Annotated in this window: 7 protein-coding genes and 1 tRNA gene; 5 read left to right on the forward strand and 3 right to left on the reverse strand. The window is 61.5% G+C overall.

Annotation, left to right across the window (positions count from 1 at the left end):
* Nucleotides 1-132 precede the first annotated feature (132 nt).
* Complete coding sequence (locus PP263_RS21835) at nucleotides 133-5,226, forward strand: OmpA family protein (RefSeq protein ID WP_308366194.1); 5,094 nt, start codon at nucleotides 133-135, stop codon at nucleotides 5,224-5,226.
* A 132-nt stretch (nucleotides 5,227-5,358) separates the two neighbouring features.
* Here the strand turns inward: PP263_RS21835 and PP263_RS21840 are convergent, their stop codons facing one another.
* From PP263_RS21840 to PP263_RS21850, 3 genes are all read right to left on the reverse strand, one after another.
* Nucleotides 5,359-5,883: a transposase gene (locus PP263_RS21840; RefSeq protein WP_308366195.1), complete on the reverse strand. Its 525-nt coding sequence runs from the start codon at nucleotides 5,881-5,883 to the stop codon at nucleotides 5,359-5,361.
* A gap of 36 nt (nucleotides 5,884-5,919) precedes the next feature.
* Nucleotides 5,920-7,080 (reverse strand): PepSY-associated TM helix domain-containing protein, encoded by a 1,161-nt coding sequence (locus tag PP263_RS21845; RefSeq protein ID WP_308366196.1) that lies wholly within the window; start codon nucleotides 7,078-7,080, stop codon nucleotides 5,920-5,922.
* Nucleotides 7,081-7,192: 112 nt separating this feature from the next.
* Nucleotides 7,193-9,289, reverse strand: a complete 2,097-nt coding sequence (locus PP263_RS21850) for a TonB-dependent receptor (RefSeq protein ID WP_308366197.1) — start codon at nucleotides 9,287-9,289, stop codon at nucleotides 7,193-7,195.
* 302 nt (nucleotides 9,290-9,591) lie between these two features.
* On the opposite strand from PP263_RS21850, the gene PP263_RS21855 reads away from it, so the two are divergent.
* From PP263_RS21855 to infB, 4 genes are all read left to right on the forward strand, one after another.
* A tRNA-Met gene (locus PP263_RS21855) sits at nucleotides 9,592-9,668 on the forward strand.
* A 323-nt stretch (nucleotides 9,669-9,991) separates the two neighbouring features.
* The gene (gene rimP, locus PP263_RS21860; RefSeq protein ID WP_183456233.1) at nucleotides 9,992-10,456 is read left to right on the forward strand and encodes a ribosome maturation factor RimP; all 465 of its coding nucleotides are present in this window, start codon (nucleotides 9,992-9,994) and stop codon (nucleotides 10,454-10,456) included.
* Nucleotides 10,457-10,493: 37 nt separating this feature from the next.
* Complete coding sequence (gene nusA / locus PP263_RS21865) at nucleotides 10,494-11,996, forward strand: transcription termination factor NusA (protein WP_308366198.1); 1,503 nt, start codon at nucleotides 10,494-10,496, stop codon at nucleotides 11,994-11,996.
* 70 nt (nucleotides 11,997-12,066) lie between these two features.
* Nucleotides 12,067-14,805: a translation initiation factor IF-2 gene (infB, locus tag PP263_RS21870; RefSeq protein ID WP_308366199.1), complete on the forward strand. Its 2,739-nt coding sequence runs from the start codon at nucleotides 12,067-12,069 to the stop codon at nucleotides 14,803-14,805.
* The last annotated feature ends 160 nt before the right edge of the window (nucleotides 14,806-14,965 follow it).

Below are 14,965 nucleotides of genomic sequence, written 5' to 3' on the forward strand. Positions count from 1 at the left end.
GGCAAAGCGCAGCGTGCCCATCAAACCACGGCTGATGGACACGCTGCGCTTTGCCCATCCTACAAGGCTACCCGCGCGCTCTGGGGCTTGCGGTTTATTCCGCATTCCGCATTCCGCATTCCGCATTTAACCGTGCTCGCTTTCCTGCTCGCACTCCCCGCCTACGCCCAGGAAACCGAAGAACCCCAAACCCCCGCCACCCCCTGGTGGCAAATCTGGCAAAAACTCCCCGGCCTGTCCCCGCAAATCGAGGAGGCACCCGGGGTCGAATACACCGAAAACCCCGTCGGCAACAACACCGAGTCCATGCTGTTGGGCCAGCCGCGTCGCCAGTGGGTGCAGGACGCCACTCTGTTCTCCGAGGCGATGGAACCGGTGATCGAGGAAAATATTATCGAACCGCTGTCTTTCGATGCAGTGGAAGATGATATTCCCCCCGAATCCGTCGAGTCGCTGAAGGAAAAACTGGCGGAGCTGAGTGACGCATACAACCTGAAACTGCACTTTATCGGCCACACCGACAGCGAGCCGCTCACGCCGCAGCAGTTGGCGGAGTACCTGGACAAAACCGAATTCACCCGCGCCCGCGCGCAACTGGTGGCGGAATTTTTCCAACTGGCCCTGGACCTGCCGGAAGAGGCGATCTCTTTCGAGGGGCGCGGCGACGCAGAGCCGGTTGCGGACAATATCACCAGTACCGGGCGCGGACTGAACCGCCGCGTGCAGGTCCAGCTCAGCTACGACGAGCTGGACGAAGAGGCCCAGGCGGAGCAGGCCCGCGCCCAGGCGCTGCAGCTGAACCGGGTCAAGGTATGCCGCCAGGAAACCGTGTGCAGGCTGCGCTACACCGCCGGCAGCGAATATCGCGCGCGTTTGAAAAACCTGGTCACGCCCCTGCGCATAGAGCCGGGCCAGGTGGATCTGCCCGAGGCTTTCGCACGCCGCATCCGGGAGGTGCGCGCCAACCTGGCGGACAAGAACAACCTGGTGATTCATTTCGTCGGCCACACCGACAGCCTGCCGCTGCCGGACCGGCCCGCGCAGTTGTACAAGGATCATATGGCGCTGTCCCGCGCCGAGGCGCGCCGGGTGGCACTGGCAGTGCGCGATATGCTGGGGCTGCCCAGCTACGCGGTGACCAGCAGCGGCAAAGGCGCCAGCCAGCCCATCGCCAACAACGATACCCCCAAGGGCCGCGCATTGAACCGCCGCGTGGAAGTGGAATTCTGGTACGACGACCCGATGGAAACCGCCGGCGACGGCGTACAGGCCTGTCCGGAAGCGGCTAGCGCGGAAAGCATCACCATCGCCCACGAATCCCCCACCGGCGCACTGCAGCCGATCCGTTTCGAACAGGGCGACCCGGTGATTTCCCAGTCGCAGCTGGAGCATATCCGCCGGTTGATGGCGGAGGTTGCGGACAAGGCGAATGTGCGTGTGGGTTTTGTCGGCTACAGCGATAACGAGCGCATGGAGCGCCGCGAGGCCATGGTCTACGGCGATGACGTGGGCCTTTCCTCCGCGCGTGCGCGCCGCGCCATGGAAGCGGTGCAGCAACACCTGAATCTCAGCGACGAACAGGTGGAGTTCGAAGGGCGCGGCTATGTGCAGTCCGACGATGTGGTGACCACCGGCTTTATCCAACTGGATGGTGCCCGCGTGGAAGTGCAGGTGCTCTACGACGAACTGGCGGTGCTCGCGGATAAGGATCGCCTGGAAATCGAGCGTATCCAGCGCGAGGCCCGGGCCAACAACCCCTATGCCCTGAACCTGATGCGCATCACCGTGGACGGCGAACCGGAGTACGACCCCTATAAAAACTCCGCCGACCTGCAGCGCTGCACCGACGTGGCCCTGGAGAGTGCCAATATCCAGTTCCGCTTCGACAACAAGAAAATGCAGCCGCGGCTGAACGTCAGCGCCTGGCCCAACACCATCCGCTACGCCGACGATCCGGAGACGGAGGTGGCGGACAGCCGCGTGCAGTTCCGCAGCTACACCAACTACCCGTCCTTTATCGAGCGCGCGGAAGTGCGCCTGTTCGAGGAGGAGCAGTCGGTGCGCGACATGCCGCTGGCAGTGGTGGAATTGGATGTGAACGGCAGGGGCGAGTGGGAAGCGGAGCTGGAAGAGTTCCGCGCACCGCTGAAAAAGCTGCAATACCTGTTGCGCGTCTACGACGAAAAAGGCCGCTACGATGAAACCGAGCCGCAAACCCTGTGGCTGGTGGACCGCCTTGATGCCCCCCTGGAGGATACCGACGTGGAACGGGAGCTGCTGGTGGGCTACGGCGAAAACCGCCTGGCACACCGCAATATTCCCCTGGACGGCAACACGGTACTGGTCAACGGCTCGCAGATTCCCGCGGAGCACACCGTGTGGCTGGGCGGCAACCCGGTGCCGGTGAGCGGGCAGGGCGAGTTCGTCGCCGAGCAGATTTTCGGCAAGGGCCTGCACACGGTGGAAGTGGCGGTGCTGGACGAGCAGGGCAACGGCGATCTCTTCCTGCGCGATTTGCGTTTCGCCAACGACGACTGGTTTACCGTGGGCATCGCCGACCTCACCATCGGTTACGACAAGACCAACGGTCCGGCGGCGCTGGTGACCGGCGACGAAACCCACTACGACAACTCCGTCAGCTACGACGGCCGCCTGGCGTTCTACACCAGCGGCGGTTTTGGCGAGGGCTGGCGCCTGGCCGCCAGCGCGGATACCGAAGAGGGTCCGGTGGACGAGCTCTTTTCCAACTTTATGGAAAAATCTCCCGACGAACTCTTCCGCCGCATGGATTCGGATCTCTACTATCCGACCTTCGGTGACGACTCCACGGTAGTGGAGGATGCACCCACTTCAGGCAAGTTTTACGTCAAGCTGTCCAAGTACGACGACTACGGTTTGTGGGGTAATTTCAAGGCCGCCTACACCGACAATGAACTGGCCCATATCGACCGTGCCCTCTACGGTGCCAACGCGCACTTCGAGAGCGATGCGGTGACCAGCTTCGGCGAAAAGCGCTTCCAGATCGACGGCTTCGGCGCCGAGCCGGGCACCGTCGACGGCCGCGACGAATTCCGCGGTACCGGCGGTTCGCTGTACTTCCTGCGCCACCAGGATATTTCCACCGGCTCCGAGCGCCTGCGGGTGGAAGTGCGGGACAAGGATTCGGACATCGTGCTGGCGGTGAGAAACCTCACCGCGGTGGTGGATTACGATATCGACTATATCCAGGGCCGCGTACTGCTGAACAAACCCCTGTCCGCCCTGGCCAACGACAACCTGCTGATCCAGGACGGCGCCTTCAACGGCAACCCGCAATACCTGGTGGCGCGCTACGAGTACACCCCGGGGTTCGAGGAAATGGATACCCTCGCCGTGGGCGGGCGGGCCCACTACTGGCTCGGCGATTACGTCAAACTGGGTATCAGCGGCACCCAGCAGGACGAGGAGGACAACGAGAGCTCCCTGCAGGGCGTGGACCTCACCTTGCGCAAGAGCGCTGGCAGCTGGCTGAAAATGGAAGTGGCGGACAGTCAGGGCGGCAACCTGGACCGCTACTCCTCCCTCGACGGCGGTTACAGTTTCGGCAATGAGAGCGCCCTGGACCCGGATGCCAAGGCCGGCGCCTCGCGGGTGGAGGCCAGCCTGCAACTGGCCGATTTCTTCGAGGGCGCGCGGGGCTCCGGCACCCTCTACCACCAGGAGCGCGAGGCCGGATTCTCCGCGCCGGGCCAGGAAACCCTCAGGGACACCACCCAGTATGGCGCCAGTGTCAATCTGCCCATCGGTGAACGCTTTGATGTGGGCCTGAAGGCGGACAGCAAGGAGCAGGACCTGGGGCTGCACACCGAGGCTGTGGATATGGAAGTAGGCTACCGGATCAGCGACCGCTGGCGACTCGCCACTGCCGCCCGCGCCGACACCCGCGAGGACTTCTCGCCGGTGGTGCCCGCCACCCAGACCCAGGGCGACCGCACCGATATGGCGGTGGAGGCCGCCTACAACTCCGGTGAAAACTGGAGCGCCTTCGGTTTCGTGCAGCGCACCCTGGAAGTCACCGGCACCCGCGAGGAGAACGACCGCGTGGGCCTGGGTGGCGCCTATCGGGTGAGCGAGCGTCTGACCCTGGACAGCGAACTCTCCGGCGGCGACACCGGTACCGCCGCGCGCCTGGGGACCGATTACCTGATCTCCGACCGCACCAACCTGTACCTGAACTACGCCCTCGACAACGAGCGCACCGACACCGGCCTGCGCGCGCGCAAGGGCAATATGAGCACCGGCTTCCGCAGCCGCTACTCCGATACCCTGAGCATCTACGGCGAGGAGCGGTACAGCCACGGCGACGTCTCCACCGGCCTGACCCACGCCCTGGGGGTGGATCTGGCACCCAGTGACCGCTGGAGTTACGGCACCAGTGTGGAGGCGGGTACCCTCGAGGACCCGCGCACCGGCGCGCAGACCGAGCGCCGCGCCGTCGGTTTGAGTATGGGGTACGACTCTGAAAACACCCGTCTCTCCTCCGCCGTCGAGTACCGCACCGATATCCAGGAAACACCGGTGGATGAAAGCACCGTTTCCGAATCGGAGCGGGATACCTGGCTGCTGAAAAATACCTTCAGCTACCAGGTCAGTCCGGATTGGCGCCTGGTGGGAAAGCTCAACTACTCCGACAGCAAGAGCTCGCAAGGCGAATTCTACGACGGTAAATATACCGAAGGGGTAGTGGGCTACGCCTACCGCCCGGTGGACAATGACCGCTGGAATACCCTGTTGAAGTACACCTATTTTTACAACGTGCCCACTTCCGACCAGGTCACGGTGAACAACACAGCCACCGAGTTTATCCAGAAGAGCCATATCTTTTCGGTGGACACCACCTACGACATCAGCCGCCGCTGGAGCCTGGGCGGCAAGTACGCCTACCGCCTGGGCCAGGTGAGCCTGGACCGCCAGGACCCGGAGTTTTTCGACAGCCGCGCCAGCCTGTACGTCCTGCGCGCGGACTGGCACTTCGTCAACCGCTGGGACCTGCTCGTCGAAGGGCGCCTGCTCGACCTGCCGGACGCCGAGGACAGCCGCAGCGGCTTCCTGGTGGGCCTCTACCGGCATATGGGCAAACACTTGAAAGTGGGTGTGGGCTACAACTTCACCGATTTCTCCGACGACCTGACGCAGCTGGATTTCGACAGCCAGGGCGTGTTCCTGAACGTAGTCGGCAAGCTGTAATTGATGGGCACGACCGCTTCGCGGTCTTTGCCCACCCTACGATTGGAATGCGGAATGCGGAATGCGGAATGCGGAATAGGGAACGCGGGATAACGTGGATGTAGGATGGGCAAAGCGAAGCGTGCCCATCAATCACTCGAAATGCATGCCTCGCACCATATCTGAAATCTTGCTGCCCCAGTCTTTCGTATACCACCTCTTCTCTACCAAACGGTGAAAGCTGCTGTAAGGCCAGTCTTTGACACGCGTGACATATCCGTGCTTCACCGGGTTGTAGTGAATGTAATCCAGATGGTTGCCCCAATCTTGCTCGTCGCGAATTAGATGCTCCCAGAAACGTCTTTGCCAGACTCCTTTCTCGCGCTTGGATTTCTGTGACGCCGTACGGGCTGTGCTGGGAAGCCCAGTGGAGAAAATACGTTTTATCTTCATCCACCGGGTGGAGTAGTCGAGATCGTTGTTCGGCAGTTTCCAGATAGTGTGAAGGTGATCGGGAAGAACGACAACGGCCTGGATTTCGAATGAATGTTTGGCGTGCACTTGTCGAAAAGCTTTCCGCAAGCGATCTATATGGTCTACCAACAATGGTTGCCGATGCCCCGTTACCACGGTGAAAAAGTAACAGGCTCCTGGTACATAGGCACGGCGATAATCCATATTGCCATCCTGGTCGTATTATTGATGGGCACGTCGCTACGCTCCTTTGCCCATCCTACTCGGATTCCGTAGGATGGGCAAAGCAAAGCGTGCCCATCTTTTCCCCGCCGATTTGCTACTCAATCGCCGCTTCTTCCACCAGAGATAAAACCCGGTAAAAAACAACAACCCCGGCGCCAGTCCAGTAATCAATACCAGCCAGCGCCCGATCAAACCCAGGGCATCGCCGTTGTGCAGCGGAAACTGCCAGGTGAGAAACGTATTGCCGGCGGCGATCCTGGTGACGTCGTGGACCATCAATACTTCGCCGCTGTATTGGTCCAGGCGCACAAAGCTGGCGCCGTGGTTGCGCCAGGGTTCGCCTTCCTGCCTGAAGCTCAGCCCGTAGCTGTCGGCGGCGTTTTGCGGCAGGTAGATGCGCTTCAGCTCTCCATGCGGAAATATTGCCCTGCCTATGGCCACGGCGCTGTCGGGGTCCAGGGGCGGCGCGCCGGTGATCTGCGATTGACCCCAGGAGCCGCGCGGCTCCAGCGGCATCATCCAGCTCACCAGTTTTTCCACTTGCAGCGGAAACACGATGCTGACACCGGAAAAGGCGATCACCAGCAGCACCGGCAATAGGTAGATACCGCACACCTTGTGCAGGTCGAAGTAGAAACGGAAGCGGTTGCCGTTGCGCTTGATGGTGAAAGCCCGTTTCCACCGCCTCCCCCGAGGCCACCAGATCACCAGTCCGCTGATGCAAAAGACCAGCAACGCCAAACCCATAAAACCGACCACCGTCTTGCCGGTATTGCCGGCGAGCAGCGTGTAGTGCAGCCGGTAGATCCAGCTCATTGTGTACTCGCCCCAGCCGCGCACGGCCAGTACCCGGGCATCGGTGGGGGAAACGCTGACCTCTATCGGCCCCGGCGCGTCCTCGGGACCGGGAAAGCGCACCACGTGGGGGCTGCCTTCGGCGCGGGCGATATGGACACGCTGGGGTATGCTACCGGGCACGGCTGCGCGCGCGGCGGCCACTACTTCGGTGAAGGTGGCGGGGTTGTCGGAAGGGGTGAAGTCGACGGTCTGCGGTGCGAGTTTTTCGTCCAGCGCGTGGTCGAACACCAACAGGCTGCCGGTGGCGCCGATCAGCGCCAGCAGCAGGCCGAGAGTCAGTCCCGCGTATTTGTGTAGGGTAAAGAATATTTTTCGCATTTATGTTTTCGTACGAACTCTTCGCCTGACAGATTTTTGCTCCTGCAAAATCTGCATTTCCGCTGGGCGGTATTCCGCCATCCATGGCGGTCACAACAGGCGAAAAAATGAGTTAGAACAACCGCGAGTAGGACAGGTTTACACTGCGACCCAGTCCCTTGAAGTTAGTGTTGTCACGCCCGGCGGTTTGCGAGTAATAGGTAAAGTAATCCTCGTTGGTGAGGTTTTGCAGGCCGAAGGTAAAGTCGCCCGCCAGTGCGGTGAGGCTGGCGCTCAGGTCGATGGTGGCGTAGCCGTCGAACTCGGTAACGGTTTCCCCCGCGTCGTTTTCGAAATCCCGGTCCAGCAGGAAGTTGGCCTGCAGGCGTGTGCTCAGGCGATCGCTCCAATTGCGCGACCAACTCAGGTTGGCGCGATCGGGGGCGATATTGCGGCCGCCCAGATCGCTGTCCACACGTCCGTCCTGGTCGGAGTCGTAGCGGCCGTCGCTCTCCGCATAGCGCAGTTCCAATGTATCGGATTCCGTGGCGAACCACTGGCCGCGGAATTCCCAGCCGTCAATTTCCGTTTTCTCGCGCTTGACGCCGTAGATGCCGTCGGCATCTGCCTGCAGTCGCTGGCCGAAGTCGGAATCCGAGCGGTAATAGGCGAGCTGTGCGGCAAATTTTTCCAGGCTGAAGTCGACGCCGACTTCCCGGTTATCGGTGAGGATCGGCTTCAGGTCCAGGAAGGTTTCCACATCCTGGCCCGGCACATCGATGCCCCGCAGCACGCGCCCCACGTCCGGCATGGAGTAGCCCTCGGCGTAGTTGGCGAACAGCCGCCAGGCGTCGTTGAACTGGTAGGTAGCGCCGATATTGCCCAGGGTCTCGCTGAATTCCGGATTGCCGCCCTCGACAAACTGGCCGCCTTCGTTGGAGGCCAGGGTGGTGAAGTCGTCCACCTTGAGTTTGGAGATTTCGCGGCGCAGGCCGGCGGTGATTGCCAACCGCTCGATACCGGTGAACTCCACCTGCGCATAGGGCGCGATATTTTCGTAGCGGGTTTCCGGCACCCAGGCGCGGTTGGTCTGGATCAGTTGTTGCCAGGTCTCGTCCGCGAGGATATCCAGGCCGTAGGCGAGGCTCACCGGTGCACCCGCCAGCTCGTCCTTGATCAGGGTGATTTTCACCCCCTGCTTTTCCGAGTTGTTCTGGGATTGGTCGAAAATATCTTCTCCGTAGGCCGGGTCCTGGAATGTGCCGAAGTTGCCGCCGCCGTAGGTACCGGCGAAGTCCTGGCGGAAAGCCTGCATCCGCAATTTCTGGCCGAGGAAATCCTCGTTGCTGTACTGCAGGTTGACGGTGGTGACCTCGTTGGACGGCGCGTCTCCGGGGACATTTCCCTCTTCGGCGGTGGTGGGAACGCCGTTGGCGATGTCGCCGTTGACGGAAACCCAGTCGGTGCTGCCTTCGATCTCGTAGCGGTTGACCGTCAGCTCCAGCCGCTGTCCGTCCCAGCTGTGGCCCAGCTTGATAAAGGTATTCAGGGCCTCGCTGTCCATAGTGTCGCCCTGGGTGTTGTCGAAGCCGATCACTTCGCCGTCGGCGTCGTAGCCGAGGCCGCTCTCGCGGTAGCTGACGCTGCCCAGCAGGTCGATGCCGCCGAACTCGCCGGACAGGCTGTAGCTGCCGCCGTGGCTCAGGCTCTCTCCGGTGTCCTCGGGCTGGAAGGCGGATTCCACCCTCAGGCTCTGCTGCAGTTCGCCACTGGGCTTTCTGGTCACCAGGTTGATGATGCCGCCGGAGGCGCCCATACCGTGAATAGCGTTGGCGCCGTGAATCACTTCCACCCGCTCCAGCATCAGCGGATCGATGGTGTGGCCGTCGCGGCCGCCGTCGCGCAGGGGGTTGGACTGGGGCACGCCGTCGATCATATACAGCGGCTTGCGCCCGCGCAGGCTCTCACCGGAGTTGGTCAGTTTCTGGCGGCTGGGGGAGAAGCTGGGCACCAGGTTGCCGAGGATGGTGGAGAGGTCGCTGCTTACGCCGATCTGTTCGGCCAGGGCCTCCCGGTCGATCAGGGTGACGGTGTTGGGCACAGAGCTGAGGGGCCGCTCGGTGCGGCCGGCGGTTACCACCACTTCCTCTTCGATGCGCTGCTCTTCGGCCAGGGCCGGGATGGAGGTGAGGAAAATGGCCAGTGCCAGAGTGGTCTTTGCACCGCGCATAGGAACTCCTGTCGAAATAAATCTGCCGCCCGGGCAACGGGCTGATGGGGTTTTGAAAGGCTGGTGATACTAAATTAAATGAGAATCTATATCAATTTCATTATTGAGGAGTGATGGCGGCGTCGGCTGCTGTTTCTTCTATCTATACTGTGCGACGGACGGGCCTAAGGTGGCGTGTAAATAAATGCCAGATGTGACTTGACTCGCCTGGGCAGTGCCCCTAGAATGCGCAGCCTCTTGAGCGGTTGGGGCAACCCACCGCAGAGAAGCGAAGAGCACCAGGCTTCGTTTCTCAGAGTTGATGCGGGGTGGAGCAGCCTGGTAGCTCGTCGGGCTCATAACCCGAAGGTCGTAGGTTCAAATCCTGCCCCCGCTACCAAATTCAGGTGCCAGTGGTTTTTAGGTAGACGCCCGACGCGGGCTCCCTTTTCACCTCTGGCCGGCATGGCCGGGCGAAGGTCGTAGGTTCAAATCCTGCCCCCCCGCTACCAAATTTGCATTCGTGCATACTGGCTGCACGAGTGCGCGGTCGAAGCCCCGTCAGGGGCTTTTTCGTATCTGCGCCAAAAATTGCGCAGGAATACTTCGAAGTGGGCCGCAGGCCCATTTTTTGTTTCACGAAGTGCATCCTTGCACTTCACCCCTTTCGGGGCAGCTGACAGCTGTGCAAATCGGCTGTCCTGCCGATTTGTATGGCGGCTAATGGCGACTAAGCGCGAACGGTTGGAACAACTTCTGGCCCCGGTGGTGGAATCACTGGGCTGCGAGCTGTGGGGTATCGAGTATCAGACTCACGGCCGCAACGCATTGCTGCGTATTTACATCGATTCCGAGCGGGGTATCGCCGTAGAGGACTGCGAAAAAGTCAGTCGCCAGGTGAGTGCCGTGCTGGACGTGGAAGACCCCATCAGCGGCAAGTACACCCTGGAAGTTTCCTCGCCGGGGCTAGACCGCCCTCTGTACAAACTGGATCATTATCAGCGTTTTGCCGGCTCCCGGATCGAGGTCCGCCTGCGTATGCCGTTGGACGGCCAGCGCAAATGGCGCGGCCTGCTGGTCGGCGTAGAGGGCGAGGAAGTGGTGCTGCGCGTCGACAGTGAGAACGAATATCTGTTGCCCATCGACAGCATCGAGCGGGCCAATGTCATTCCCCAATTTGAAAAGTGATCAACGTAGCGTTTAGCGTGTTTAAAGAGGCAGCTGCATGAACAAAGAAATCTTGCTGGTAGCCGAAGCGGTTTCCAACGAGAAGGGCGTGGATCGGGAAATTATTTTCCAGGCGATCGAGGCGGCACTGGCGACAGCCACCAAGAAACGCTACGACGAAGATTCCACGATTACCGTTACCATTGACCGCGGTACCGGCGACTACGAGACTTTCCGCAGCTGGGAAGTGGTGGGCGACGATACTCTGGCGGAGCTGGGCACCCAGTTCACCCTGGAAGAGGCTCACGAGAAAGATCCCACGCTGAAAGCTGGAGATATTTACCGCGAGCAAGTGGAAAATGTTGAGTTCGGCCGCATCGCCGCGCAAACTGCCAAGCAAGTGATTGTGCAGAAGGTGCGCGAGGCAGAGCGCGCCAAAGTGGTGGATGAATACCGCGACCGCGTGGGCGAACTGGTCAGCGGTACCGTGAAGAAAGTGACCCGCGAATTTATCGCTGTGGACCTGGGTGGCAACGCCGAGGCGCGCCTGCCCCGCGATCAGCTGGTGGGTCGGGAAATCTTCCGCCTGGGTGACCGGGTGCGCGCTATTCTTCTGGAAATCCAGCCGGAAGCGCGCGGTCCGCAGTTGATGCTGAGCCGCTCCTGCCCGGAAATGATTGTCGAGTTGTTTCGCATCGAGGTGCCGGAAATTGCTGAGCAGGTCATCGAGATCAAGGGCGCTGCCCGTGACCCGGGCCTGCGCGCCAAGATTGCGGTGACCACCAACGACGGCCGCATCGACCCGGTGGGTGCCTGTGTTGGCATGCGCGGTGCACGGGTGCAGGCGGTGTCCAACGAGCTGTCCGGTGAGCGCGTGGATATTGTGCTCTGGGACGACAATCCGGCCCAGTTTGTAATCAATGCAATGGCGCCGGCGGAAATCGAGTCCATCGTGGTCGACGAAGACGCCGGCTCCATGGACGTGGCCGTGGCCGAGGAAAACCTGGCCATGGCCATAGGCCGCAGCGGCCAGAATGTGCGCCTGGCTTCCGAGCTCACCGAGTGGCAGATCAATGTGATGAGCATTGAGGACTGGCAGGCCAAGCAGGAAGCCGAGTCCAGTGGCGTCATGGAAACCTTTATGCAGCGCCTGGATATCGACGAAGATGTGGCCGGTGTGTTGGTGGAAGAGGGCTTCACGACTCTGGAAGAGGTGGCCTATGTGCCTCTGGAGGAGATGCTCACCATCGAGGGCTTCGACGAGGAAATCGCCGAAGAGCTGCGCGCTCGGGCCAAGGACGCACTGCTGACCCAGGCGCTGGCCTCCGAGGAACAGCTGGACGCCTCCGAGCCCCAGGAAGACCTGCTGAATATGGAGGGTATGGACCGCCATCTGGCCTATTTGCTGGCCAGCCGCGGTATTGCCACCATGGAGGACCTGGCGGAACAGGCGGTAGACGACCTGCTGGATATTGAAGGTGTGGACCAGGAGCGCGCTGCCGCGCTGATCATGAAAGCGCGCGAGCCCTGGTTTGCCGATGACAGCGGCGAAAAAACTTAAGCTGATTTATGAGCTTATGCCCGTCGCACAAAGATAGAACCCTCCGACCAAGTGACCTTTAGGAGAGAGAATGGCCGAAGTAACAGTTAGTGAACTCGCGAAATCGGTAGGTGCCACCGAGGAGCGTCTGCTCAAGCAGATGCAGGAAGCGGGTTTGCCCCACACTTCTGCAGATGCGGTGGTGTCGGACGAGGAAAAACAGGTCCTGCTCAACTCCCTGAAAAGCAGCCACGGGGAGCAGGGTGCTGCGCCGCGCAAAATTACCCTCAAGCGCAAAACCACCACCACGTTGAAAACCGGCTCCGGCACAGGCCGCAAAACCGTGAATGTGGAAGTGCGCAAAAAACGCACCTACGTAAAACGCCCTTCGGAGTCGGCGGAAGCGGAGGCTCCCGCGGAGCCGCCGCAGGCTGAACTGGACAAGGCGCTCGCCGAACAGGCTGCGTTGGAAAAGGCCCGCGCCGAGCAGGCGGAGGCCGAGCGCGCCCGCGCCGAAGCGGAAGCCAAAGCTGCCCGCGAAGCGGCCGAAGCCGAGGCCACCGAGGTGGCGGTGGAGGCCCCGGCCGAAGAGAAGGCGGAAGAGCCGGAGGTCGCCGAGGAAAAGATCGAGAAGCCAGAACCCCGGCCGGTGCGCTCTACTTACGTGGACGACATCGAAGCGATGCGTATCGCCGCCATGGAACGCCGCAAGCAGCAGGCCGTCCAGGAAGAGCAGGAGCTGGAAGAGAAAAAGGCTCGGCTCGAGGCGGAGCGACAGCGCGTAGAGCTGGAAAAGAAAGAGAAGGAAAAGACCGAAGCGGTCAAGCCCTCCCTGCGCCGCAAGCTGGAGTCGACTCCCGCTGTTGCGGAAAAAGACGAGGAAGAGCCGCGCAAGCGCCGTGGCCGCCGCGGCGCCAAGGCCGGCCCGAAAAAATCCAGCAAGACCGCTCTCTACGAGCAGGCGCTGGAAGCTTTTGAGAGCGACGAGGCGGAAAAGCGCAGTACCCGCTCATTGTCCCGCCCGACCCTGAAAATCAAACCTACCCACGGCTTCAAGAGGCCCACGGCAAAACAGGTATACGAAGTGCAGTTGGGCGAAACCATCACCGTCGGCGAGCTGGCCAAACGGATGAACATCAAGGCCGGCGATCTGATCAAGCGCCTGATGAAAATGGGCGAGATGGTTACCATAAACCAGAGCCTGGACCGCGAAACGGCGCAACTGATCGCCGAGGAAATGGGCCACAAGGTGGTATTCCGTTCCGAGAGCGAGCTGGAGGAGAGCCTGGTGGCCGAGGTCCAGCAGGTTGAGGGAGAAGAGGTTCCCCGCGCCCCTGTGGTCACCGTGATGGGCCACGTAGACCACGGCAAGACCTCGCTGCTCGACTATATCCGTGAGACCAAGGTGGCCTCCGGGGAAGCCGGCGGCATCACCCAGCATATCGGCGCCTACCGGGTGAAGACCAGCCAGGGCGAAGTCGCCTTCCTGGATACCCCCGGCCATGCCGCCTTTACCGCCATGCGCGCCCGCGGCGCCCAGGCCACCGATGTGGTGATTCTTGTTGTCGCCGCGGACGACGGTGTGATGCCGCAGACCGAAGAGGCCGTCAACCACGCCCGCGCTGCCGGCGTACCGCTGGTTGTCGCCATCAACAAGTGCGACAAAGAAGCGGCAGATCCGGACCGGGTCAAGAATGAGCTGGCGGCAAAAGACGTGATCCCGGAGGACTGGGGTGGCGACACACAGTTTATCAATGTGTCCGCACACACCGGCCAGGGCATCGACGAGCTGCTGGAAGCGGTTTCCCTGCAGGCGGAAATGCTCGAACTCAAAGCCAAGACCGGCGTCCCGGCCACCGGCGTGGTGATCGAATCCCGCCTGGAGAAGGGTCGCGGTGTGGTCGCCACCCTGCTGGTGCAGAACGGCGAGCTGAAGCGTGGCGATATCGTGCTCGCCGGCCAGAGCTACGGCCGCGTGCGCGCCATGACCAACGAACTGGGCAAACAGGTGAAAGAAGCCGGCCCGTCTACCCCGGTGGAACTGCTGGGCCTGGATACCACGCCCAATGCCGGCGACGAGTTCCTGGTGGTGGCAGACGAGCGCAAGGCACGCGAAGTGGCCGAGCAGCGCGCCGAGAAGGAGCGCCGCGAGCGCATGCAGCGTCAGCAGGCCGCCAAGCTGGAAAACATGTTTGCGGACATGGAAGCCGGCGAGAGGAAAGTACTGCCGGTGGTGATCAAGGCGGATGTGCGCGGTTCCCTCGAAGCTATCCTGTCCGCACTGGCGGACATCGGCAACGAGGAAGTGTCCGTCAACGTGGTCTCCAGTGGTGTGGGCGGTATCGCGGAAAACGATATCAACCTGGCGCTGACTTCCGGTGCCATCGTGATCGGTTTCAACACTCGCGCCGATGTCGCTGCGCGTAAGCTGGCGGAGACTGAGAGCGTGGAGATCCGCTACTACAGCGTGATCTACAATCTGCTGGACGAAGTGAAGCAGGCCCTGTCGGGCATGCTGGAGCCGGAAGTGCGCGAGGACATTGTCGGTATCGCCGAAGTGCGCGACGTCTTCCGCTCACCCAAGTTCGGCGCCATCGCCGGCTGTATGGTCACCGAGGGCACTGTGTACCGCAACAAGCCGATCCGCGTACTGCGCGACAACGTGGTGATCTATCAGGGCGAACTGGAATCCCTGCGCCGCTTCAAAGACGATGTGCAGGAAGTGCGCAACGGTATGGAGTGCGGTATCGGCGTCAAGGACTACAACGACGTCAAGCCCGGCGACCAGATCGAGGTCTACGATATCGTCAAGGTTGCCCGCGAGCTGTAGTACCTCCTGTTCCCCTCTCCCTCTGGGAGAGGGTCTCGGACCGCAAGCCCCGATGATGTAGGAGCGGGCCATGCCCGCGAACGGAGCCTGGTCGCGGGCATGGGCGGATGGCCGCCCCCCCCCGCTCCTACAGGGCGCTCCGTAGATCATCAGCGCCATT

Origin of the sequence: Microbulbifer sp. TB1203 (genome assembly GCF_030997045.1) — a bacterium.
In the GTDB taxonomy this organism is placed as follows: Bacteria; Pseudomonadota; Gammaproteobacteria; order Pseudomonadales; family Cellvibrionaceae; genus Microbulbifer.

Excerpts from the sequence above, each read along its gene's own strand:
- PP263_RS21840 (WP_308366195.1), bottom strand. The coding sequence starts at position 5,883 with ATGGATTATCGCCGTGCCTATGTACCAGGAGCCTGTTACTTTTTCACC.
- PP263_RS21845 (WP_308366196.1), bottom strand. The coding sequence starts at position 7,080 with ATGCGAAAAATATTCTTTACCCTACACAAATACGCGGGACTGACTCTC.
- PP263_RS21850 (WP_308366197.1), bottom strand. The coding sequence starts at position 9,289 with ATGCGCGGTGCAAAGACCACTCTGGCACTGGCCATTTTCCTCACCTCC.
- rimP (WP_183456233.1), top strand. The coding sequence starts at position 9,992 with ATGGCGACTAAGCGCGAACGGTTGGAACAACTTCTGGCCCCGGTGGTG.
- nusA (WP_308366198.1), top strand. The coding sequence starts at position 10,494 with ATGAACAAAGAAATCTTGCTGGTAGCCGAAGCGGTTTCCAACGAGAAG.
- infB (WP_308366199.1), top strand. The coding sequence starts at position 12,067 with ATGGCCGAAGTAACAGTTAGTGAACTCGCGAAATCGGTAGGTGCCACC.